This is a genomic window from Nocardia sp. NPDC023733, from assembly GCF_040639775.1.
GTDB classification, from domain to species: Bacteria; Actinomycetota; Actinomycetes; order Mycobacteriales; family Mycobacteriaceae; genus Nocardia; species Nocardia rosealba.
In genome coordinates, this window is sequence record NZ_JBFAAN010000009.1 from 179,466 (window position 1) to 200,064 (window position 20,599).

General features: G+C 68.1%; 22 protein-coding genes. 13 read left to right on the forward strand and 9 right to left on the reverse strand.

The window, feature by feature from the left end; all coding sequences use genetic code 11:
• Positions 1 to 15: 15 nt before the first annotated feature.
• Genes AB0F86_RS26960 through AB0F86_RS26990 form a run of 7 tightly spaced genes read left to right on the forward strand, consistent with a single transcriptional unit; the run spans position 16 to position 7,113 of the window.
• Complete coding sequence (locus AB0F86_RS26960) at positions 16 to 1,239, forward strand: cation:proton antiporter (RefSeq protein ID WP_356987347.1); 1,224 nt, start codon at positions 16 to 18, stop codon at positions 1,237 to 1,239.
• Positions 1,240 to 1,266: 27 nt separating this feature from the next.
• Positions 1,267 to 2,325 (forward strand): N-acetyl-gamma-glutamyl-phosphate reductase, encoded by a 1,059-nt coding sequence (gene argC / locus AB0F86_RS26965; protein WP_356987346.1) that lies wholly within the window; start codon positions 1,267 to 1,269, stop codon positions 2,323 to 2,325.
• On the forward strand, positions 2,322 to 3,548 hold the full coding sequence (gene argJ, locus AB0F86_RS26970; RefSeq protein WP_356987345.1) for a bifunctional glutamate N-acetyltransferase/amino-acid acetyltransferase ArgJ: 1,227 nt from the start codon (positions 2,322 to 2,324) through the stop codon (positions 3,546 to 3,548). The genes argC and argJ overlap by 4 nt, the downstream gene beginning before the upstream one ends.
• Positions 3,545 to 4,447, forward strand: coding sequence for an acetylglutamate kinase (gene argB, locus AB0F86_RS26975; RefSeq protein WP_356987343.1), 903 nt, complete (start codon positions 3,545 to 3,547; stop codon positions 4,445 to 4,447). The genes argJ and argB overlap by 4 nt, the downstream gene beginning before the upstream one ends.
• A complete protein-coding gene (locus tag AB0F86_RS26980; RefSeq protein ID WP_356987342.1) occupies positions 4,444 to 5,646 on the forward strand; it encodes an acetylornithine transaminase in 1,203 nt (400 codons plus the stop codon). The genes argB and AB0F86_RS26980 overlap by 4 nt, the downstream gene beginning before the upstream one ends.
• The gene (gene argF / locus AB0F86_RS26985; RefSeq protein WP_356987340.1) at positions 5,643 to 6,575 is read left to right on the forward strand and encodes an ornithine carbamoyltransferase; all 933 of its coding nucleotides are present in this window, start codon (positions 5,643 to 5,645) and stop codon (positions 6,573 to 6,575) included. Before AB0F86_RS26980 ends, argF begins: the two co-directional genes overlap by 4 nt.
• 34 nt (positions 6,576 to 6,609) lie before the next feature.
• Positions 6,610 to 7,113: an arginine repressor gene (locus tag AB0F86_RS26990; RefSeq protein WP_181697751.1), complete on the forward strand. Its 504-nt coding sequence runs from the start codon at positions 6,610 to 6,612 to the stop codon at positions 7,111 to 7,113.
• 3 nt (positions 7,114 to 7,116) lie between these two features.
• Here AB0F86_RS26990 and AB0F86_RS26995 read toward each other — a convergent pair whose 3' ends face one another.
• The 4 genes from AB0F86_RS26995 to AB0F86_RS27010 all read right to left on the reverse strand — a co-directional run bounded on the left by AB0F86_RS26995 (position 7,117) and on the right by AB0F86_RS27010 (position 8,559).
• On the reverse strand, positions 7,117 to 7,917 hold the full coding sequence (locus AB0F86_RS26995) for an aldose 1-epimerase (protein WP_356987338.1): 801 nt from the start codon (positions 7,915 to 7,917) through the stop codon (positions 7,117 to 7,119).
• A 57-nt stretch (positions 7,918 to 7,974) separates the two neighbouring features.
• Entirely contained in the window at positions 7,975 to 8,127 is a 153-nt protein-coding gene (locus tag AB0F86_RS27000) for a hypothetical protein (RefSeq protein WP_157102182.1), read from the reverse strand.
• Between the two features lie 135 nt (positions 8,128 to 8,262).
• The gene (locus AB0F86_RS27005; protein WP_255284058.1) at positions 8,263 to 8,397 is read right to left on the reverse strand and encodes a hypothetical protein; all 135 of its coding nucleotides are present in this window, start codon (positions 8,395 to 8,397) and stop codon (positions 8,263 to 8,265) included.
• Positions 8,398 to 8,418: 21 nt separating this feature from the next.
• Entirely contained in the window at positions 8,419 to 8,559 is a 141-nt protein-coding gene (locus tag AB0F86_RS27010) for a hypothetical protein (protein ID WP_166655845.1), read from the reverse strand.
• A gap of 174 nt (positions 8,560 to 8,733) precedes the next feature.
• On the opposite strand from AB0F86_RS27010, the gene AB0F86_RS27015 reads away from it, so the two are divergent.
• From AB0F86_RS27015 to AB0F86_RS27025, 3 genes are all read left to right on the forward strand, one after another.
• Positions 8,734 to 9,936: an argininosuccinate synthase gene (locus AB0F86_RS27015; protein WP_181697753.1), complete on the forward strand. Its 1,203-nt coding sequence runs from the start codon at positions 8,734 to 8,736 to the stop codon at positions 9,934 to 9,936.
• Between the two features lie 258 nt (positions 9,937 to 10,194).
• On the forward strand, positions 10,195 to 11,616 hold the full coding sequence (argH, locus tag AB0F86_RS27020) for an argininosuccinate lyase (RefSeq protein WP_067644424.1): 1,422 nt from the start codon (positions 10,195 to 10,197) through the stop codon (positions 11,614 to 11,616).
• 144 nt (positions 11,617 to 11,760) lie between these two features.
• Positions 11,761 to 12,084, forward strand: coding sequence for a multidrug efflux SMR transporter (locus AB0F86_RS27025; protein WP_356987335.1), 324 nt, complete (start codon positions 11,761 to 11,763; stop codon positions 12,082 to 12,084).
• A gap of 33 nt (positions 12,085 to 12,117) precedes the next feature.
• Here AB0F86_RS27025 and ilvA read toward each other — a convergent pair whose 3' ends face one another.
• Positions 12,118 to 13,332 carry a threonine ammonia-lyase gene (gene ilvA, locus AB0F86_RS27030; protein ID WP_181697756.1) on the reverse strand — a complete coding sequence of 405 codons (1,215 nt, stop codon included), beginning with the start codon at positions 13,330 to 13,332 and terminating at the stop codon, positions 12,118 to 12,120.
• Positions 13,333 to 13,449: 117 nt separating this feature from the next.
• Positions 13,450 to 14,628 (reverse strand): serine hydrolase domain-containing protein, encoded by a 1,179-nt coding sequence (locus AB0F86_RS27035; RefSeq protein ID WP_356987333.1) that lies wholly within the window; start codon positions 14,626 to 14,628, stop codon positions 13,450 to 13,452.
• Between the two features lie 106 nt (positions 14,629 to 14,734).
• Between AB0F86_RS27035 and AB0F86_RS27040 the strand changes: the two genes are divergently transcribed.
• The 3 genes from AB0F86_RS27040 to AB0F86_RS27050 all read left to right on the forward strand — a co-directional run bounded on the left by AB0F86_RS27040 (position 14,735) and on the right by AB0F86_RS27050 (position 17,759).
• Complete coding sequence (locus AB0F86_RS27040; protein ID WP_181697758.1) at positions 14,735 to 15,457, forward strand: GntR family transcriptional regulator; 723 nt, start codon at positions 14,735 to 14,737, stop codon at positions 15,455 to 15,457.
• 83 nt (positions 15,458 to 15,540) lie between these two features.
• Positions 15,541 to 17,028 (forward strand): NCS1 family nucleobase:cation symporter-1, encoded by a 1,488-nt coding sequence (locus AB0F86_RS27045; protein ID WP_356987331.1) that lies wholly within the window; start codon positions 15,541 to 15,543, stop codon positions 17,026 to 17,028.
• Positions 17,028 to 17,759: an aspartate/glutamate racemase family protein gene (locus AB0F86_RS27050; protein ID WP_356987330.1), complete on the forward strand. Its 732-nt coding sequence runs from the start codon at positions 17,028 to 17,030 to the stop codon at positions 17,757 to 17,759. Before AB0F86_RS27045 ends, AB0F86_RS27050 begins: the two co-directional genes overlap by 1 nt.
• Before the next feature lies 1 nt (position 17,760).
• Here AB0F86_RS27050 and AB0F86_RS27055 read toward each other — a convergent pair whose 3' ends face one another.
• The 3 genes from AB0F86_RS27055 to AB0F86_RS27065 form a co-directional block, all read right to left on the reverse strand.
• Positions 17,761 to 18,114, reverse strand: a complete 354-nt coding sequence (locus tag AB0F86_RS27055; protein ID WP_181697796.1) for a hypothetical protein — start codon at positions 18,112 to 18,114, stop codon at positions 17,761 to 17,763.
• Between the two features lie 256 nt (positions 18,115 to 18,370).
• Entirely contained in the window at positions 18,371 to 19,246 is an 876-nt protein-coding gene (locus AB0F86_RS27060; RefSeq protein ID WP_181697761.1) for a geranyl diphosphate 2-C-methyltransferase, read from the reverse strand.
• On the reverse strand, positions 19,243 to 20,592 hold the full coding sequence (locus AB0F86_RS27065; protein WP_356987328.1) for a family 2 encapsulin nanocompartment cargo protein terpene cyclase: 1,350 nt from the start codon (positions 20,590 to 20,592) through the stop codon (positions 19,243 to 19,245). Before AB0F86_RS27065 ends, AB0F86_RS27060 begins: the two co-directional genes overlap by 4 nt.
• Positions 20,593 to 20,599: the final 7 nt, after the last annotated feature.

Below are 20,599 nucleotides of genomic sequence, written 5' to 3' on the forward strand. Positions count from 1 at the left end.
GCCACGATGACCCGCATGGAGCTGCTCGCTTCCGCCGGTGCCGACGGGCCGACGCCGATCGTGTCGCTGTTCTGGATCGCGCTGGTCGCGGTGATCGCGCCGGTGGTGTCGCGCCTGCTGCGCGGATATCTGCCCGATGTGGTGATCCTGCTGGTCGCGGGTGCGGTGCTCGGCCCGTACGTGCTCGGGTGGGCGGGCACCGGGGGCGGCGTCGACCTCGTCAGCGAGCTCGGGCTCGGGATGTTGTTCCTGCTGGCGGGCTACGAACTCGACCCGGCGCTGCTGCGGGGGAAGTCGGGGCGAACGGCCTGGCTGGTCTGGCTCGTGTGCCTGGTCTTCGCGTTCGGGATCGTCACCCTGGCCACCGACCGGTCGACGGGCACCCGCGTCGCCGTGGCCATCGCGCTCACCTCCACCGCGCTCGGCACGCTCCTGCCGATTCTGAAACAAGCCGGAATCGCCGACTCGCCACTCGGTCGCACGGTGATGACGCACGGTGCGGTGGGTGAACTCGGGCCCATCGTCGCGATGTCGGTGCTGCTGAGCAGCCGCGACTCCATGTCGGCGCTCGTCACCGTGCTGATGTTCGTGGTCGCGGCGATGCTCGTCGGCCTGATCCCGGTGCGCATGCTCGACCGGATGCCCGACCTCGGATCGGCGCTCGGCAGGCTCGACGGCGGCACCTCGCAGCTCCCGGTGCGCGGGGTCGTGCTGCTACTCCTCGTCCTCATGGTGATCGCCGAGGAATTCGACCTCGACGTGGTACTCGGCGCCTTCGCCGCGGGCATGATCCTGCGCAAACTCATCGCCGCGGGCCACCCCGACGTGGACGCCTCGCTCGAGGCCATCGGCTACGGCCTGCTGATCCCGGTGTTCTTCGTGGTCTCCGGAATGGGCATCGACGTGTCCGCCGTCGCGGGTAACCCGGCGCTGTGGGTGTGGTTCGTGGTCACCATCGCGATCGCACGCGGTCTGCCGGTGTGGCTGAGTGAGCGTTTCGTGTCGCACGGGCTGAACCTTCCCACTGGTCGTGAGCGGGTGCAGTTGGCCCTCTACGCGGCAACCGGTCTGCCGATCATCGTCGCGGTGACCCAGGTCGCGACCCGCACCGGCCTGCTGAGTAGCGAGGTAGCCTCGATACTGGTGGCCGCGGGCGCCACGACGGTGCTGGTGTTCCCGCTGGTCGCGCGCCTGATCGGGGCACGCGGCGCCGAATCGGTCACACCCGCGCATGAATGAGCTTGCATACTCGTGCATAATCATCACATGGTGGAAACGTCCGGAGGACCCGTATTGCGGGTGGCGGTTGCCGGTGCCAGTGGGTACGCCGGTGGCGAGGTGTTGCGTCTGCTGCTCGGCCATCCCGAATACCGAGCCGGGCGCCTCGAGATCGGGGCGCTGACCGCCGGATCCAACGCGGGCACCGCCCTCGGCGCGCTGCAGCCGCAGCTGCTGCCGCTGGCCGACCGGATCCTGCAGGAAACCACCCCCGAAACCCTGGCCGGGCACGACATCGTGTTCCTCGGCCTGCCGCACGGCCAGTCCGGTGCGATCGCCCAGGCACTGCCCGAATCGACGGTCGTCATCGACTGCGGTGCCGACTTCCGGCTCACCGACCCCGCCGCCTGGGAGAAGTACTACGGCAGCGCCCACGCGGGCAGCTGGCCCTACGGTCTGCCCGAACTGCCCGGCGCCCGCGCCCGGCTCGCCGGTGCCCGCCGCATCGCGGTGCCCGGCTGCTACCCGACGGTGTCCAGTGTCGCGCTCGCCCCGGCCGTGGCGGCGGGCATCATCGAGCCCACCGTGAACGTCGTCGCGGTGAGCGGCGCCTCCGGCGCGGGCCGCAAACTCGACATCGGCCTGCTCGGCTCCGAGGTGATGGGCAGCGTGCGCGCCTACAGCGTGGCGGGTGCGCACCGGCACACCCCCGAGATCGCGCAGAACCTCAAAGCCGCAGGCGGCGTGGATGTCTCGGTGTCCTTCACGCCGGTGCTCGCGCCGATGCCACGCGGCATCCTCGCCACCTGCACCGCGCCGGTGAAGGTGGACGCCACCGAGGCCCGGGCGGTCTATGAAAAGGCCTACGCCGACGAACCTTTCGTGCACCTGCTGCCCGAAGGCATGCTGCCGCAGACCGGTTCGGTGCTCGGCTCCAACGCCATCACCCTGCAGGTCGCCGTCGACGCCGACGCGGGCCTGCTCGTGGTGATCGGCGCGATCGACAATCTGACCAAGGGCACCGCGGGCGCCGCGGTGCAATCGATGAATCTGGCCGTCGGTTTCGACGAGACCGCAGGACTTTCCACCGTAGGAGTGGCACCGTGACAACCCCTGATCCGCACGCGCCGGACCACGGCAAACTCATCCACACCCAGGGCGTCACGGCCCCGCTCGGCTTCCGCGCGGCGGGCATCGCGGCGGGCATCAAGGCCAGCGGCAAGCCCGACCTCGCGCTGGTGCTCAACGAGGGGCCCGAATACGCGGCGGCGGGCGTGTTCACCCGCAACCAGGTGAAGGCCGCCCCGGTGCTGTGGTCGCAGCAGGTGCTGAAGTCCGGTCACGTGCGCGCGGTCATCCTCAACTCCGGTGGCGCCAACGCCTGCACCGGCCACGGTGGTTTCCAGGACACCCACAAGACCGCCGAGGAACTCGCTGCGGCACTGAGCAATTGGGGCACCGAGACCGGCGCCGGTGAGATCGCGGTCTGTTCCACCGGCCTGATCGGTGACCGGCTGCCGATGGACAAACTCGTCCCCGCGATCACCGAGATCGTGCACGAGATGGGCGGTGGTCTCACCGGCGGCTCCGACGCGGCCCACGCCATCATGACCACCGACACGGTTCCCAAGGAATCGGCCTTCCACCACGAGGACAAGTGGAACGTCGGCGGCATGGCCAAGGGCGCGGGCATGCTCGCCCCCTCGTTGGCCACCATGCTCGTCGTGCTCACCACCGACGCGGTGGCCAGCCCTGAACAGCTCGACGAGGCGCTGCGCAAGGCCACGAAATACACCTTCGACCGGCTCGACGTCGACGGCTCCTGCTCCACCAACGACACTGTGCTGTTGCTGGCCAACGGCGCGAGCGGCGTCGCCCCGTCCCAGGACGACCTCGACGCCGCCGTGTTCACCGTGTGCGACGACCTGGCCGCTCAGCTCATGGCCGACGCCGAGGGCGTCACCAAGCGGGTACGAGTCACTGTCACCGGCGCGGCTACCGAGGACGAGGCGCTCACCGTCGCCCGTGCCGTCGCCCGCGACAACCTGGTCAAGACCGCGCTGTTCGGCTCCGACCCGAACTGGGGCCGGGTGCTCGCCGCCGTCGGCATCGCCCCGGTGACCCTCGACCCACATCGGATCGCGGTGTCGTTCAACGGGAATCCGGTCTGTGTCGACAGTGTCGGCGCTCCGGGCGCGCGTGAGGTCGACCTGTCCGGTGCCGATATCGACGTGCTGATCGAGCTCAACGTGGGCGAGGGCACCGCCATGGTGCGCACCACCGACCTCTCGCACGGCTACGTCGAAGAGAACTCGGCGTACAGCTCATGAACGCCGGTGTCCTGCACAGCCTTTCGGCTCTCGACAAGGCGCATGTCCTGGCCGACGCGCTGCCGTGGCTGCAGAAGTTCCGCGACAAGATCGTCGTCGTGAAGTACGGCGGCAACGCCATGATCGACGACGACCTCAAGTCCGCCTTCGCCGCCGACATGGCGTTCCTGCGCACCGTCGGCGTGCACCCCGTTGTCGTGCACGGTGGCGGCCCGCAGATCAATGCCATGCTGAAAAAGCTGGGCATGGAAGGCGAATTCCGCGGCGGTTTCCGCGTCACCACCCCCGAGGTGATGGATGTGGTGCGGATGGTGCTGTTCGGTCAGGTCGGGCGCGAGCTGGTCGGGCTGATCAACGCGCACGGGCCGTACGCGGTCGGCATCTCCGGTGAGGACGCGCACCTGTTCACCGCCACCCGGCGCACCGTCGCCGTCGACGGGGTAGCCACCGATATCGGCCTCGTCGGCGATGTCACCGAGGTCAACCCCGGCGCCGTGCTCGACCTGATCGACGCGGGCCGCATCCCGGTGGTCTCCACCATCGCCCCCGACGCCGACGGCGTAGTGCACAACATCAACGCCGACACCGCCGCGGCCGCGCTGGCCGAGGGCATCGGCGCCGAGAAGCTCGTCGTCCTCACCGATGTCGAGGGCCTCTACACCGACTGGCCGGACCGCTCCTCGCTCACCAGCCGGATCGACGCCGACGCCCTCGCCGAGTTGCTGCCGAGCCTGGACGCGGGCATGGTGCCGAAGATGGAGGCCTGCCTGCGCGCGGTGCGCGGCGGGGTGCCGAGTGCCCACGTGATCGACGGGCGCGTCCCGCATTCGGTACTACTGGAACTGTTCACCGGAGAAGGAATCGGAACCATGGTGACCCCGGCGGGAGCGCAGTCATGAGCGAAGTGGCGAAACTGCAGCAGCGGTGGTCGGCCGCGATGATGAACAACTACGGCACCCCCAAGGTGGCGCTGGTGCGCGGCGCCGGGGCGGTGCTCTACGACGCCGACGGCAAACGCTACGTCGATTTCCTCGGTGGTATCGCGGTCAACAGCCTCGGCCACGGGCATCCGGCCATCCTCGAGGCGGTCACCCAGCAGCTCGGCACCCTCGGCCACGTGTCGAACCTGTATGTCAGCGAACCGGTGATCGAGCTGGCCGAGAAGCTGCTCGCCCACTTCGGTGACGGCGAGGGCAAGGCGTTCTTCTGCAACTCCGGCACCGAGGCCAACGAGGCCGCGTTCAAGATCGCGCGGCTCACCGGGCGGTCCAAGATCGTCGCCGCCGAGGAGGCGTTCCACGGGCGGACCATGGGTGCGCTCGCGCTCACCGGTCAGCCGTCGAAGCGGGCGCCGTTCGAGCCGATGCCGCCCGGCGTCGTGCACGTGCCCTATGGTGACGCCGCCGCCCTGGAAGCCGTCGTCGACTCCGACACCGCCGCGGTGTTCCTGGAGCCGATGATGGGGGAGAGCGGTGTGGTGGTCCCGCCGTTCGACTACCTCGCCAAGGCCCGCGAAATCACCTCGCGGGCAGGGGCTTTGCTGATCCTGGACGAGGTGCAGACCGGAATCGGCCGCACCGGAACATTTTTCGCACACCAGGCGGCCGGAATCGTGCCCGACGCGATCACCCTCGCCAAGGGTCTGGGTGGTGGCCTCCCGATCGGCGCCGTGCTGGCGCAGGGACGGGCGGCCGAGCTGCTCACCCCGGGTCTGCACGGCACCACCTTCGGTGGCAATCCGGTCTGCGCCGCGGCGGCGCTGGCCGTGCTGCGCACCATCGACTCCGAGGACCTGCTGAGCCATGTGGAATGGGTCGGCAAGAAGCTCAGCGACGGCATCGCCCTGCTCGAGCACCCCGAGATCGACCATGTGCGTGGGGCGGGTCTGCTGATCGGCATCGTGCTGCGCAACGACATCTCCGCCCACGTGGACGAACGGGCGCGCAAGGCGGGATACCTGCTGAACCCCGCCAAGCCCAACGTGATCCGGTTGGCACCGCCCCTGGTGCTCACCGAAACCCAGGCCGACAATTTCGTCGCCGACCTGCCCGAGATCCTCGACAAGGCCGCCGCCGATGCCAAGGGAGCGACCAAGTGACCCTGCGCCATTTCCTGCGCGACGACGACGTGAGCCAGGCCGAACAGGCCGAGATCCTCGCGCTCGCCGCCGAACTCAAGAAGAACCCCTTCGCGCACCGCCCGCTGGACGGCCCGCGCGGAGTCGGGGTGATCTTCGAGAAGAACTCCACCCGCACCCGGTTCTCCTTCGAACTCGGCATCGCCCAGCTCGGTGGGCACGCCGTGGTCGTCGACGGTCGCGACACCCAGCTCGGCCGTGAGGAAACCCTCGGCGACACCGGCAGCGTGCTGTCGCGCTATGTCGACGCCATCGTCTGGCGCACCTTCGAGCAGTCACGGCTGGACGAAATGACCGCCACCGCAACGGTTCCCGTGGTGAACGCGCTGTCCAACGAGTTCCACCCGTGTCAGGTCCTCGCCGATCTGCAGACGATCGCCGAGCGTAAGGGTTCGCTGGCCGGGCTCAATCTCACCTTCTTCGGTGACGGCGCCAACAACATGGCGCACTCGCTGCTGCTCGGTGGTGTCACGGCGGGGATGAACGTGACCGTCGCCGCGCCCGCCGGTTTCGAGCCGCTGCCCTGGATCATGGAGGCCGCCGCCAAGCGTGCCGCCGAAACCGGTGCGACAGTGGCGGTTACGGGCGACCCCGTCACCGGTGCCACCGGCGCCGATGTGCTCGTCACCGACACCTGGACTTCGATGGGTCAGGAGAACGACGGGCTCGATCGCGTCGGCCCGTTCCGCCCGTTCCAGCTCAACACCGAACTGCTGGCCGCCGCAAACCCGGAAGCGATTGTGCTGCACTGCCTTCCGGCGCACCGTGGCGAGGAGATCACCGACGAGGTGCTCGACGGTTCGCACAGTGTGGTGTGGGACGAAGCCGAGAACCGACTGCACGCCCAGAAGGCGCTGCTGGTGTGGCTGCTCGCGAAAGCCGCCGCGTGAGACCGCGATCCGGGGCCGGCGCGGAGGGCAGGCGATGAGCGCACCCGAGAAGGGCACACCCGCCATCGCCCGCACCCGCGCCGGCCGCCAGTCACGTATCGTCGAATTGCTCTCGGCGCATTCGGTGCGCAGCCAGACCGAACTGGCCGCACTACTGGCCGCCGAGGGCATCGAGACCACCCAGGCCACCCTGTCTCGTGACCTGGACGAACTCGGCGCGGTGAAGCTGCGGGCCGCCGACGGCGGCGCCGGGGTCTACATCGTCCCCGAGGACGGCAGTCCCGTCCGCGGCGTCACCGGCGGCACCGGCCGCCTGTCGAAACTGCTGGCCGACCTGCTCGTCTCCACCGATTTCAGCGGCAACCTCGCCGTCCTGCGCACCCCACCCGGCGCCGCCCACTTCCTGGCCAGCGCCCTCGACCGCGCCGCCCTGCCCTACATCGTCGGCACCATCGCAGGCGACGACACCATCGCCGTCATCGCCCGCGAACCCCTCACCGGCGCCGAACTCGCCGCCAAGATCGAAAGCCTGGCCTGAGGATCAGTCTTCCGACAGCTGCCGCCAGGTCCAGTCGACTCGCACATCGAGAGGGTTGCTCGGTGTGACCATCCTCGGCTCGGTGTTCAGGCCGTCCGGTGGTCCGGATTGTGCTTCGACCGAGAGGGATTCCTCCGGCAATGTCCACACGACCACGTCGGTGACGGGGCTGGTGATCGTGAACTCGAGGAACCCCGGCCAGGTGAGGCGGGCACGGACGCCGTCGGGCATGGCGAAGCAGTCGTCCCATGGCGGGGGAGTCGGTGGGATGTGGCGGCCGGTCGGGAGGTAGTCGCGGCCACGTTCGTACTGCCAGGCCGGGTGGAAGTCGAGTTCGAGTGGGCCGGTCGCGGGGGCGACGTCGCGCAGGAACCACGGATGCCAGCCGCCCTGGGCGGGGAACGGGTCGTGGTCGGTGGTGATGCGCATCGCCAGGGTCAGGCCCGACTCGGTGAGGGTGAAGGTCTGGACGACCGTGCCCGCGAACGGCCACGGCGCCGTCAGCCGGGAACGCAGAATCGCCTCGTTCGCCGTCCTGGACACGACCTCCCACGCCCTGTCGCGGACGGTGCCGTGAATGCTGTGCGGCGGATTGTCGATCGGCAACTGGTAAGTGCGATCACCCACGGTGAGCTTGCCGTAGCCGAGCCGGCCTGCCCATGGCGCCATCACGAAACACCCAGTCCCGGGGTCCTGGCGCAGCAATTCCGTGCCCGCCACGGTGAGGCTGTGGATCGCACCCCCGTCGTCGGGGGCGATGGTGACTGTCGCGGTACCGGCGCTGAGCCGCACGTCGTCGCTCATGCCGGGGACACTATCGGCGCGGGCGCGTCATCCGGCGCAGCCCGCGCCGAGCGAACATCAGTTGAACGGGTAGTCCCCGCCACCCGCACCACCGTTGTGGCCCGGTGTGGCGACATCGATGATGTCCTGCACCAACTCGACCACGGCGCGGCCGACATCGAGCACACCGTTGCCGAGCGTCGAGAATTCCTGCGCGATGTAATGAAGCATCTTGTTCGTCCTCACTTCTGGCGGGCCGAATAGTGCTGTCCCAGAGTGCCGTACACCGTGTACGGCGCACTACCCTGCGAGGGTGCTTCCCGATCTCGCACCCTTCAAACCGCCCGCCGAGCGGTACGACCGCGTTCAGGACGCGAGGAAATTCAGGACGGCCAGGATCAGTGGTGAGCTGAGGTCGAACAGTACGCGGCCCACGTGCAGGCCGACCGCCGCGCCGGGCTCGTAGTTCTCCATGAGAAATTGCAGGATGGCGTCTTCCATGGTGGCCTCCGGTGTCGAGGGTCAGGCGAAGAAATCCTGGAGAATGGGGGTGCTCAGGTCGAACAGGGTCTTGCCGACGGTCAGGGCGAAATTCCCGACGCCGATGACGACGAGCCCGATGAGGTCGTAGTTGGCCTGAGCGAAATCACGTAATTGCTGCATGTTTACTCCTCGACCCCGACTGGATGAGTAGCTACTGTGACCAGCGTCTCACAGATGGTGTCGGCCGTCGAGGAGTCGCACCCCGGTGATGAATGAGCTTGCATCATCGTGCATAATCATTTGCAGCAACGGCGCGAGCCGTCCACAGACACCAGTTCAAGGAGCGCAACAAACATGTCCGATCGCGTCGTACTCGCCTACTCCGGTGGGCTTGACACCTCCGTCGCCATCAGCTGGATCGCGAAGGAGACCGGTTCCGAGGTCGTGGCCGTCGCCATCGACCTGGGCCAGGGCGGCGAGGACATGAACGTGGTGCGCCAGCGAGCCCTGGACTGCGGCGCCGTGGAGGCCATCGTGGTCGACGCGCGCGACGAGTTCGCCGACGAGTACTGCCTGCCCACCATCCAGGCCAACGCCATGTACATGGGCCAGTACCCGCTGGTCTCGGCCATCAGCCGCCCGCTGATCGTCAAGCACCTCGTCGAGGCCGCCAAGTTCCACAACGCCACCACCGTGTCGCACGGCTGCACCGGCAAGGGCAACGACCAGGTCCGCTTCGAGGTCGGCATCGGCGCGCTGGCGCCCGACCTGGAGGTCATCGCCCCGGTCCGCGACTACGCCTGGACCCGCGAGAAGGCCATCGCCTTCGCCGAGGAGAACAAGCTCCCGATCAACGTCACCAAGAAGTCGCCGTTCTCGATCGACCAGAACGTGTGGGGCCGCGCGGTCGAGACCGGGTTCCTCGAGGATCTGTGGAACGCGCCGACCAAGGACGTCTACGACTACACCGCCGACCCGACGGTGAACTTCGAGGCCCCCGACGAGGTCATCATCACCTTCGACAAGGGTGTGCCGGTCGCGATCGACGGTCGCCAGGTCACCGTGCTGCAGGCCATCGAGGAGATGAACACCCGCGCCGGTCGCCAGGGCGTCGGCCGCCTCGACATGGTCGAGGACCGGCTCGTCGGCATCAAGAGCCGCGAGATCTACGAGGCGCCGGGCGCCATCGCGCTGATCACCGCGCACCAGGCGCTGGAGAACGTCACCGTCGAGCGCGAGTTGGGCCGGTACAAGCGTCAGGTCGAGCAGCGCTGGGCCGAGCTGGCCTACGACGGCCTGTGGTACTCCCCGCTCAAACGCGCCCTCGACGCGTTCGTCCAGGACACCCAGCAGAACGTCTCCGGCGACATCCGGATGGTGCTGCACGGCGGTTCCGCCGTGGTCAACGGCCGCCGCTCCGAGCAGTCGCTCTACGACTTCAACCTGGCCACCTACGACGAGGGCGACACCTTCGACCAGTCCCTGGCCAAGGGCTTCGTCCAGATCCACGGCCTGTCCTCGAAGGTCGCCGCACGTCGCGACCTGAACCAGAAGTAGGCTCGCCCGCCTCCCCGCGACTCTTGCGTGTCGCGGGGACGAGGCCGGGCTCAGCTGGGGTTCTGGGGGCGCCCCGTGAGTTACCCATGTTCCGCGAGATCGGCCGGAGCGAAGCTGTGGCGCTCGAGCGGTCGGCCGTCCACCTCCGTGTCCCCGAGTTGTCGGGACTGGTTACGGTGGTATCTGCATGTCGGCCGTGGTCCGAACGCCGCGGGTCGGGCAACCCCCACTCACATCAACCCAAGGAGACGGCAGACCATGACCGACGGCGGCAGCACGAACACCGGTGCCCTCTGGGGTGGGCGCTTCGCGTCCGGGCCCGCCGAGGCGATGGCGGCGCTGAGCAAGTCGACGCATTTCGACTGGGCGCTGGCTCCCTACGACATCCGCGCCTCGCAGGCGCACGCCCGGGTGCTGCACAAGGCGGGGCTGCTGTCCGACGAGGATCTGTCCGGCATGCTGGCCGGGCTGGACGCGCTGGCCGCCGACGTGGCCTCGGGGGCGTTCGGTCCCGCCGATTCCGACGAGGACGTGCACGGCGCGCTCGAGCGGGGCTTGATCGAGCGGGTCGGTACCGAGCTCGGTGGCAGGCTGCGGGCGGGCCGGTCGCGAAACGACCAGGTGGCCACCCTGTTCCGCATGTGGCTGCGTGACGGTGTGCGCCGCGTGGCCGCCGGTGTGCTCGACGTGGTCGACGCGCTCGTCGCCCAGGCCGCCGCGCACCCGGACGCGGTGATGCCGGGCAAGACCCATCTGCAGGCCGCCCAGCCCGTACTGCTGGCCCACCACCTGCTCGCCCACGCGCACCCGCTGCTGCGCGACCTGGAACGCCTGCGCGACTTCGACAAGCGTGCCGCGATCTCGCCCTACGGTTCGGGCGCGCTCGCCGGCTCCTCGCTCGGTCTCGACCCCGAGCAGATCGCCGCGGAACTGAATTTCACTGCCTCGGCGGCCAATTCGATCGACGCCACCTCTTCGCGTGACTTCGCCGCGGAGGCCGCGTTCGTCCTCGCCATGATCGGTGTCGACCTGAGCCGCATGGCCGAGGAGATCATCCTCTGGAGCACACCGGAATTCGGCTACGTCACCCTCGCCGACGCCTGGTCCACCGGCTCGTCGATCATGCCGCAGAAGAAGAACCCCGACGTCTCGGAACTCACCCGTGGCAAGGCGGGCCGTTTGATCGGCAACCTGACCGGCCTGCTCGCCACCTTGAAAGCCCAACCGCTGGCGTACAACCGGGACCTGCAGGAGGACAAGGAGCCCCTGTTCGACTCGGTCGCCCAGCTCGAACTGCTGCTGCCCGCCATCGCCGGCCTCGTCGGCACCCTCACCTTCCACACCGACCGTATGGCCGAACTCGCCCCCGCCGGTTTCACGCTCGCCACCGACATCGCGGAATGGATGGTGCGCCAAGGTGTTCCGTTCCGTGTGGCCCACGAGGCGGCCGGTGCGTGCGTGCGCGCCGCCGAGGCCCGCGGTGTGGGCCTCGACGAACTCACCGACGAGGAATTCGCCGCCATCGACCCCTCGCTGACCGCCGGTGTGCGTGAAGTACTTACCGTGCCCGGCTCGATCGCCTCCCGCAACGCGCGTGGTGGCACCGCGGGCGTCCGCGTCGCCGAGCAACTCGACGAGGTTCGCGAGAACGCCGACGAAGCCCGCGCCTGGCTGAACTGACCAGCCAGCCGCGCAGACCTTTTGAGGGCGGCTCGGATCGGTTGCGCGACTGACAGTTCGCCGCCGATCGCGCACCTTCCCGCGGTTCGGATGCGCTGGAGATGTCCGTGACCGATCGAGCGCGGCGCCCGTTAGTCTGCCGCCATGACCCTGCTCTTGCTGGCGCTGGCCATCGCATCCGAGGTGACCGCGACCGTTTCGCTGAAACTGTCGGAAGGATTCACCAAACCGGCGCCGTCGGTGGTGGTTGTGCTCGGATACGGTGCGGCCTTCTTCTTCCTGTCCCAGGTGCTGAAGCGGGGGATGGGTATCGGTGTCGCGTACGGGATCTGGTCTGCCGTCGGGGTGGCTGCCATCGCCCTGATCGGTGTGCTGTTCCTGGGTGAGCGGCTGTCACTGGTGCAGGTCGGTGGAATCGGCTTGGTCATTCTCGGCGTGCTGGCACTGGAACTCGGTGGCGCGCACTGACATCGGACGGCGCCGACGCGAATCCCGCTCGGCTCACAACTCGGCGCGGACCCGGAATCCCGCGTCGCGCAGTGCGTCCAGCACGTCGTCGCGGTGCGCGGGTCCCCGCATCTCCACCGTGAGCGACACCTCCACCTCGTCGACCGCGAGCCACGTCCCGGTCCTCGAGTGGACGACGTCGACCACACTCGCCCCGGCCTTGCCGACCACTCCGAGTAGCGCGGACAACGCGCCCGGTCGGTCCGAGATGGTCACGCGCATCGCCAGATAGCGCCCGGCCGCGCTCAGACCGTGATTGATCACCCGGGTGAGCAACAGTGGGTCGATGTTTCCGCCGGACAGGATCACCACGATCGGTCCCGGCAGGTCACGCAATTCGGGGCCGAGTAAGGCGGCGACCCCCGCCGCACCCGCCGGTTCGACAATGAGTTTGGCCCGTTCCAGGCACAGCAGCAAGGCTTTGGACAGCGATTCCTCGTCGACGGTGACGATCCGCGACACCAGTTTCGACACATGATCGAACGGCACCGCGCCCGGCATCCCCACCGCGATCCCGTCCGCCATCGTCGACATCCGCGACGCCCGAATGGGCGTGCCTGCCCGGAGCGAATCCGGCCACGCCGCCGCCTCCGCCGCCTGCACACCGATCACCCCCACCTGCGGCGCGAGCTGATTCATCGCGATGGCCACGCCCGCGAGCAACCCGCCGCCACCGGTCGGCACCACCACGGTACGCACATCCGGCACCTGCTCGAGAATCTCCAGAGCGACACTCGCCTGTCCGGCCACGATGTCGGGATGGTCGAACGGGTGGATCAGCGTAGCTCCGGTCCGCTCCGCGAATTCCTTTGCCGCCACGAGCGATTCGTCGATCGTCTCACCGACCTGATGCACTTCCGCCCCGTAGGCCCGGGTGGCGACCAGCTTCGGCAACGACGCCCCGATCGGCATGAACACCGTCGAGGTGATTCCCAGCTCCGCTGCCGACCACGCCACCCCCTGCGCGTGATTGCCCGCGCTCGCCGCCACCACCCCGCGAGCCCGTTCCGCCGGCGACAGATTCGCGATCCGGTTGTACGCGCCCCGCGGCTTGAACGACCCGGTTCGCTGCAAATTCTCACACTTCAACCACACCGGCACCCCGGCCCGTTCCGACAGCACCCGCGACCCGACCACCGGCGTCCGCCGCACCACCGCCCCCACCACCCGCGCCGCGGCCTCCACCTGCCCGAACTCAACGCTCTCCATCGCCCCATCGTGCCAGCCGCCGCCTCCCCACGGACCTGGACGCGCGATCACCACGCTCTGATGGCGTTTGCCACTCGGGCGATGCCGCCACCAGAGCGTGGTGATCGAATGACCAGGTCAGGCGCGGAGGGCGGCCTTGGCGATGTTGTGGGCGATGGTGCCGAGGCGGGTGAGGCGACCGTCGCCGAGGGGTGTGAGTTTGCCGCCGAGGCGGTTGGTGACGAAAGCGAGGGACAGGCCGGTTTCCGGGTCGGCGAAGGCGCCGGAGCCGCCGAGACCGAAGTGGCCGAAGGCCGAGATCGGCTCGGCGCGTGAGGGTTTCATGGGCACGCCGTGGTATCCCATCGCCCACGGGATGCGGAAGGCGAGCACATAGTCGGGGGTGAAGACCTGCCGGGTGGCGGCGCGGCGAATCGTGTCGGGGGACAGGATGCGGGTGCCGCCGAGTTCGCCGCCGTTGGCCAGGGCGCCGTAGACGCGGGCCAGAGCCCGGGCGGAGAAGACACCGTTGACGCCGGGCATCACCGCGTCGTGCACGCGCGGGTCGACGATGAGGTCGGCGAAACCGCGCGGGGTGGTTTCGGCCGCCGCCGCGAATCGGGTGCGGGTGAGCAGGTCGGAACCGCGCTCCCAATCCATGCCTGCGGCGGTGAGGCGGGGGAAGGTGGTGGCGATGCGATGACGTTCCCCGGCGGGCACGCGGAACCAGAGTTCCTCCGCGTCGAGAGGTTCGGCGAGTTCGGTGCGAACCACGTCGACGAATTCGCGGCCGGTGACGCGCTGCACCAGCTCGGCGGCCAGGTGCCCGTAGCTGATTCCGTGGTAACCACTGGTGACGAGATGACGCGGGTCCGGGGTGGCGGCGGCGAGCGCGGCGGTGACTGCCTTGTCGTCGAGGAAGGTGTCGATCGGCCCGGAGATCAGGCCGCGCAACCGGTGTAGCCCGGCTCGGTGGGTGAGCACGTCGCGGACCGTGATGCGGCCCTTGCCCGCTGCCGCGAACTCGGGCCAGTACTCGGCGACCGGGGTGTCGTAGTCGAGCTCGCCACGCTCGGCGAGCTGGTGAATCACCGTGGACGCCACACCTTTTCCGGTGGAGAAGGCCAGCGCCACCGAGTCCGCCGTCCACGGCACACCCGGGCGTGCGTACCCGGCCCAGACATCGACCACCGGTTCGCCGTGCAGGTACACGCACAGCGCGCCACCCCCGTGCGAAGGCTTACGGAACAATTGATCGAACACGGTGACCAGACGGACGAAACGGCGATCCACCGACTGCGCTGTCGAAACTCCCATCACCCGAGCATGCCAAATCACCCATGGGACCGGTCGGTACGGTGATCTTTTCCTGACCGTCACATCCGGCAGCGTGGGCGCAATACTCGGGTCATAGCGTGCACGCATGTCCTCGAGACGACGATCGGCGCTGCTCGCGAGGCTTGTGGTGGACGAACCCGGTAGGCCACAGGTGATCCTGGGCGAACTGCGCCGCGTGATCCTCGACGGTGCCGTCCCGCCGTGCACCGTGATCCCGCTGCGCGAGGTGGCCGTACTGTTCGGAGTGAGTCACATCCCGGTGCGCGAAGCGCTGAAAACCCTGATCGGGGAGGGGCTGGTCACCCACCGCCCGCAGCGTGGGTACCAGGTCGCGCAGCTGACGGCGCGTGAACTGCGGGAGATGTACATCGTGCGCGACACCCTGGAATCGGCGTCGCTCGCCGCGGCCGCGCTGTCGGCGGACGACGCCGAACGTGCCGAACTGCTCGCCGTGAACGACCTGCTCGAGCAGGCGATCCTCGACGACGACCCGGCGGCGTATCAGCGCCAGTCACGCTGTTTTCACGTGGCGCTGACCCGACCGTCGCGCATGTTCCGCCTGTTGCAGATGCTCGAATCCGCCTGGAATGTCACCGAACCCGTGCAATCGATGGTGCACATCGACCGCGCCGACCGTGAGCTCCTGCACACCGACCACCTCGCGATGCTCGACGCCTTCCTCGCCCGTGATGTGGCCCGTCTGCTCGTCGCGGCCGAGGAGCACCATCGGCGGCTGGAATCGGTGATCGCGACCCTTCCCACCGACACCGGTCTGCTCGCGCCGGAGAATATATCTTCGGCGCAATAGCGGCGAAATTCGCGGGAAACCGCAGGGCAACTGCTGAAACCTACGGTCATCGCAGCAGCTGAACCCTTCCGATGGGAACGACCATGACCGATACCATCACCGTCGCCACCGGTGCGCCCGCCACTGAACCGCCCGCCTACGATCCACGATTGACCAACGAGGATCTCGCACCGCTGCGCAAGCAGACGTGGGGCACCTACAACATCTTCGCGTTCTGGATGTCGGACGTGCACAGCGTCGGCGGATATGTCACCGCGGGAAGCCTTTTCGCACTCGGTCTGGCGAGCTGGCAGGTTCTCGTCGCCCTGCTGATCGGCATCGTCATCGTCTACTTCTTCTGCAATCTGGTCGCCAAACCGAGCCAGGTCACCGGTGTTCCGTATCCGGTGATCTGCCGGAGCGCGTTCGGAGTGCTCGGTGCCAATATCCCGGCGATCATTCGCGGACTGATCGCGGTGGCCTGGTACGGAATTCAGACTTTCCTCGCCTCCGCCGCACTGGATGTGGTTCTGGTGAAACTGTTTCCGGGTCTGGCGCCGTACGCCGTCACCGCCGACTACGGTTTTCTCGGTTTGTCGGCGCTGGGCTGGGGCAGCTATCTGCTGTTGTGGGTGGCGCAGGCGTGCGTGTTCTGGCGTGGCATGGAATCCATCCGCAAGTTCATCGATTTCTGCGGTCCCGCCGTGTATGTCGTGATGTTCGTGCTCTGCGGTTACCTGATCTCGCGCGCCGGCTGGAGTGCCATCGACCTGAACCTGGGGGAGGTGACCCACACCGGCTGGGCGTCGGTGCCGGTGATGCTCGGCGCGATCGCCCTCGTGGTGTCGTACTTCTCGGGTCCGATGCTCAACTTCGGTGACTTCTCCCGCTACGGCAAAAGCTTTGCGGCCGTGAAGACCGGCAACCTACTGGGCCTGCCGGTGAACTTCCTGCTGTTCTCCCTGCTCGTGGTGATCACCGCCTCGCTGACGGTGCCCGTCTACGGCGAGCTCATCACCGATCCGGTCGCTACCGTCGCCCGCATCGATTCCACGTTCGCGATCGTGCTCGGCGCGCTCACCTTCACCATCGCCACCATCGGCATCAATATCGTCGCCAACTTCATCTCGCCCGCGTTCGACTTCTCCAATGTGAGCCCGCAACGAATCAGCTGGCGCGCGGGCGGGATGATCGCCGCGGTCGGTTCGATCCTGATCACGCCCTGGAATCTCTACAACAATCCCGAGGTGATCCACTACACGCTCGAGGTGCTCGGCGCCTTCATCGGACCGCTGTTCGGCGTGCTGATCTGTGACTACTACCTGGTGCGCAAGCAGAAGGTGATCGTCGACGACCTCTTCACCATGTCGGAGCAGGGCAGCTACTACTACCGAAAGGGCTACCACCCCGCCGCGATCGTCGCCACCGCGGTCGGCGCGGGAGTCGCGGTGTTCCCGGTGCTGGCCAATGGTTTGCGCGGCATGCACACCGCAGCTCAGTACAGCTGGTTCATCGGCTGCGGCCTCGGTTTCGCCACTTACTACCTGCTCACCGCCGCCAGGCGCCGGACCCGGCCGGAGGTTCTCGCCTGATGCGTATCCGGGTCGTCAATCCGAATACCACCCGGGCGATGACCGACACGATCGAGCAGTGCGCCCGGGCTGTCGTCGGCGCGGGCACAGTGCTCGACGCGGTCACCTCCGCGACCGGACCGGTCTCGATCGAAAGCCACTACGACGAGGCGATGAGCGTGCCCGGGCTGCTGGCGGCCATTCGGCAAGGTGAGGCCGCCGGGGTCGACGGCTACGTCATCGCCTGTTTCGGTGATCCGGGCCTGGACGCCGCACGCGAACTGGCAACCGGACCGGTGATCGGGATCGCGGAGGCGGCGATGCGAACAGCGAGCCACCTGGGCCGGGGCTTCAGCGTCGTGACCACCCTCCAGCGCACCACAGGCCGCGCGGTGGATCTGGCCGAACACTATGGGCTGCAACGTTTCTGCTACGGAGTGCACGCTTGCGAACTACCCGTGCTCGCGCTGGACACCGACCCGGACGCGCGCAAGGTCGTCACCGAGGCGTGCCGGGCGGCGGTGCTGGCCGACGGTTCCGACGCCGTCGTCCTGGGCTGTGCCGGAATGGCGGATCTGTGCGCGCACATCCGTGCGGAGATCGGCGTGCCGGTGATCGACGGTGTCGCGGCGGCCACGTTGACCGTGCAATCTCTGCTCACACTCGGACTGCGCAAGTCGGGCAGCGGCGAGTTCGCGACACCGCCGGCGAAGCTCTATACCGGGTTGCTGGAATCGTTCGGGTCGGAATAGATCAGGCGTCGGCCAGCTCGCCGGTCAGGGCGTCGAGCACCGCGTCGAGGTTGTCGACGTCGACGACCAGGCGGGTGAAGTCAGGGCCGTTCAGGTCGATGCGAACCGCGTTTCCGCCGAAAGTGGTGTCCCAGAACTCTTTCCGGCCCTTGCCCCGGTAGACGCCCGCGGCGATCACGCCGGGGATGAAGGTGCCTGGCGCGCGGACCCACGGCGGGCGCAGATCCACCTCGGCGGTGGCGATCTCGGTGATGGCGGCACGGTCGATCACGACCTGCTGGCGCAGCGCGAGCAGCCGATGCCCACCGAGTACATGGACCGTCACCGTGTCGTTGTCGACCTCGAGCTCGACCATTACTACCTCACTCACCATCTGCGGAAACGTTCCCTGTCGAGAGTGCTCCCGTGGCCTGGCTTGCGACTGTGGCGAAGCTGTGAGTTAGCCAAGGAAGTTCTTCGCATAGTCAAATGTAGATATACGCATCTATCTGGGTCGTGTTCCGAGTCCAGCTCGCCGAGGGATGGTCGGGAAAAAGATGGCAAGGAGGGGACGGGTGTGCCCGGTGGTCGATGGCGACTACCGGGCACTCCGAGGGCATGTCAGTCAGCGGTCAGCAGGCGACCTTGTCCGCCACGATCAGCAGATACTGGAAGCTCCCCTCCCGGTACGCCGTGAGAAACGGCTGTTCCACCCCGGTCGCGAGTTCCGAATGGGTCCGCAGATCCCAGTACGGAATCGTGTCCGGTGTCAGATCGATGACCGTGGTCGGCACCAGACCGTTCTCCGACAGCGCACGGAAGTACTCGCTGCGCGGATGGATCATGCAGCCGTAGTGGGCGTCGATCCAGCTCACCGATGCGGACCGGCCGCCGATGACATCGTTGGAGCAGCCCGTGATGCACACATAGCGCCCACCCGGTTCCAGCACGCGGGAGAACTCCGCGAACAGCGGGAACAGATCGACGTACATGGTCGTCTCGTTGGTCCACACGGCCCGTACCGACTCGTCGTCGAAACCGGTGTCGAGCATATTGCGGAAGTGGAAGCGCACCCGATCGGAGACACCGCGTTCGACGGCCTGGTCGTTGGCGAATCCGACTTGATACTCGGAGATGCTCACCCCGTCGACCGAACAGCCGAAGCGCTCGGCGGCCATGAAGCTGGTTCCGCCGCGACCCGAACCGCCGTCGAGGAGGCGGTCGGCGGGGGTGATGGCGCCGAGGTTGTCGAGGAGGAGGTCGGCCTGGGCGGTCTCGAGGCGGTGCAGTTCGCGCACAAGGCGCTCCTGCCGGGTGTCCTCGGGACCTTCGATGACCGACCAGTCGGGTTCACCGATGCCGTAGTGGTGGTGGTAGAGGCCGTCCACCTCGCCGAGTTTCGTGTTGACACGGTCGTCGTTGGGATTGTTGTTCCAGTAGGCAGCGACCGAACGCTGGTAGGTGGTGCGCAGGACGGTGCTGTCGGTGTGGGCGTTCGCGATGGTCATCGGTCGTCCTCTCGTGATGCGGTGTCGTCGTGGTACCGGCGGCTGTCGGCGTGCCAGGCGCGGTTGCCGCCCATCCAGGCCCACAGGCCCGTCAGGAATCGGCGCAATTGCGGTGAACCCGCGGCGGCCAAGGGTGCGGCCTCGCGTTCGAAGCGGTGCATGAGTTCGTCGTGGATCTCGGCGGTGCGCAGCACGGCATCGGCCCGGCTGCACCCCTCCTCGGCGGCGAGAACGGTCGGCAGGTTGAACTCCCGCCCGCCCGAAAGGTCTTCGCGCGCCATCGAATACAGATCGTTGACCATCTGTGCGGCCAGTGCCGCGGTGGTGACGACCCGCCGGACGGCCGGGTCGGTGTACTCGGGTGCGCCGAGTTCGTAGCGGCCGACCGCGTCGATCGGCGCCATACACGGCAGGAAACTGTGCGGTTGCCGGTTGGTCAGGTACTCCCACACCGGCGGCATCCGCCCCGCTGCTCGCCAGCCCGCCTCGGCGCCGAGGGCGATGAACCAGCCCGCGATCTCGGTCCGGAGCCTGGCCAGCTGGGCGTCGCTCGCGTACCCCGCCAGGTGCGCGAACGAGGTGCGGAACGCGCGCAGGATCGGGTCGGCCTGCATGGCCTGTTCGAGCCGTGGCGCGTAGCGCATGGGCAGGTGCGCCGGGTCCATGGCGGCGGCGGCGAGTTCGAGCCGTGGCCCGAGTTCGGCGGCGGCGCTGGACGGGGTGCCGTCGGGTGCGGTGTCGCCAGGGGCGTCCTCCTCGCAGTAGTAGTCGTCGACCGACCATTCGGCTACAGCACAGCGCGCCGCGGCGAGCAGCAGATCGGGGTCGTCGCAGTCGGGGTGGGCCAGCATGATGAGCCTGCCGAAATCGGCTTTGCCGAGTTCGTCGAGACGGCCCTCGTACAGGCCGATCTCGGCGGCCCAGGCGAGCAGGCCGACATTGACGGCTTCGGCCAGGGCGGGGTCGTCGCGTTCCGGCGGCGGGCAGTAGAGCGCCGGGATGTCTCGTCTGCCGCTGCTTTCGGGTTGCTCGGTGGTGCGGTGCGCGAGGAGCGACACCCGCAGGCCCGACGTGCCGAGCCCGGTCGGACCGCGCAGCCGGTGCGCGGTGGGCGGGATCACCACATCGGACGTGCCGCTCCGTGCCACCGAGGTGGGTGCCGCGAGCCGGGGGATACGACCGATGAGCTCCGTGCCGTGATTCGAGTGGAGCGCGAAGGGCCGGGCGACCGGTGACGCACCCGCGAACACGTCGGCCGGGGCGGTCGCACCGTGTAACAGGGCGACGACCGTCGCGGCGAGGTCGCCGGCCGCCGGGGGAGCGGCGGCTCTGCTGAGCAGGGACATGGCCCGA

Bases quoted from the DNA above. Each gene is read 5' to 3' on its own strand.
- AB0F86_RS26960 (WP_356987347.1), top strand. From the start codon at position 16: ATGGAGCTGCTCGCTTCCGCCGGTGCCGACGGGCCGACGCCGATCGTG.
- argC (WP_356987346.1), top strand. From the start codon at position 1,267: ATGGTGGAAACGTCCGGAGGACCCGTATTGCGGGTGGCGGTTGCCGGT.
- argB (WP_356987343.1), top strand. From the start codon at position 3,545: ATGAACGCCGGTGTCCTGCACAGCCTTTCGGCTCTCGACAAGGCGCAT.
- AB0F86_RS26980 (WP_356987342.1), top strand. From the start codon at position 4,444: ATGAGCGAAGTGGCGAAACTGCAGCAGCGGTGGTCGGCCGCGATGATG.
- AB0F86_RS26990 (WP_181697751.1), top strand. From the start codon at position 6,610: ATGAGCGCACCCGAGAAGGGCACACCCGCCATCGCCCGCACCCGCGCC.
- AB0F86_RS26995 (WP_356987338.1), bottom strand. From the start codon at position 7,917: ATGAGCGACGACGTGCGGCTCAGCGCCGGTACCGCGACAGTCACCATC.
- AB0F86_RS27000 (WP_157102182.1), bottom strand. From the start codon at position 8,127: ATGCTTCATTACATCGCGCAGGAATTCTCGACGCTCGGCAACGGTGTG.
- AB0F86_RS27005 (WP_255284058.1), bottom strand. From the start codon at position 8,397: ATGGAAGACGCCATCCTGCAATTTCTCATGGAGAACTACGAGCCCGGC.
- AB0F86_RS27010 (WP_166655845.1), bottom strand. From the start codon at position 8,559: ATGCAGCAATTACGTGATTTCGCTCAGGCCAACTACGACCTCATCGGG.
- AB0F86_RS27015 (WP_181697753.1), top strand. From the start codon at position 8,734: ATGTCCGATCGCGTCGTACTCGCCTACTCCGGTGGGCTTGACACCTCC.
- argH (WP_067644424.1), top strand. From the start codon at position 10,195: ATGACCGACGGCGGCAGCACGAACACCGGTGCCCTCTGGGGTGGGCGC.
- AB0F86_RS27025 (WP_356987335.1), top strand. From the start codon at position 11,761: ATGACCCTGCTCTTGCTGGCGCTGGCCATCGCATCCGAGGTGACCGCG.
- ilvA (WP_181697756.1), bottom strand. From the start codon at position 13,332: ATGGAGAGCGTTGAGTTCGGGCAGGTGGAGGCCGCGGCGCGGGTGGTG.
- AB0F86_RS27035 (WP_356987333.1), bottom strand. From the start codon at position 14,628: ATGGGAGTTTCGACAGCGCAGTCGGTGGATCGCCGTTTCGTCCGTCTG.
- AB0F86_RS27040 (WP_181697758.1), top strand. From the start codon at position 14,735: ATGTCCTCGAGACGACGATCGGCGCTGCTCGCGAGGCTTGTGGTGGAC.
- AB0F86_RS27045 (WP_356987331.1), top strand. From the start codon at position 15,541: ATGACCGATACCATCACCGTCGCCACCGGTGCGCCCGCCACTGAACCG.
- AB0F86_RS27050 (WP_356987330.1), top strand. From the start codon at position 17,028: ATGCGTATCCGGGTCGTCAATCCGAATACCACCCGGGCGATGACCGAC.
- AB0F86_RS27055 (WP_181697796.1), bottom strand. From the start codon at position 18,114: ATGGTCGAGCTCGAGGTCGACAACGACACGGTGACGGTCCATGTACTC.
- AB0F86_RS27060 (WP_181697761.1), bottom strand. From the start codon at position 19,246: ATGACCATCGCGAACGCCCACACCGACAGCACCGTCCTGCGCACCACC.
- AB0F86_RS27065 (WP_356987328.1), bottom strand. From the start codon at position 20,592: ATGTCCCTGCTCAGCAGAGCCGCCGCTCCCCCGGCGGCCGGCGACCTC.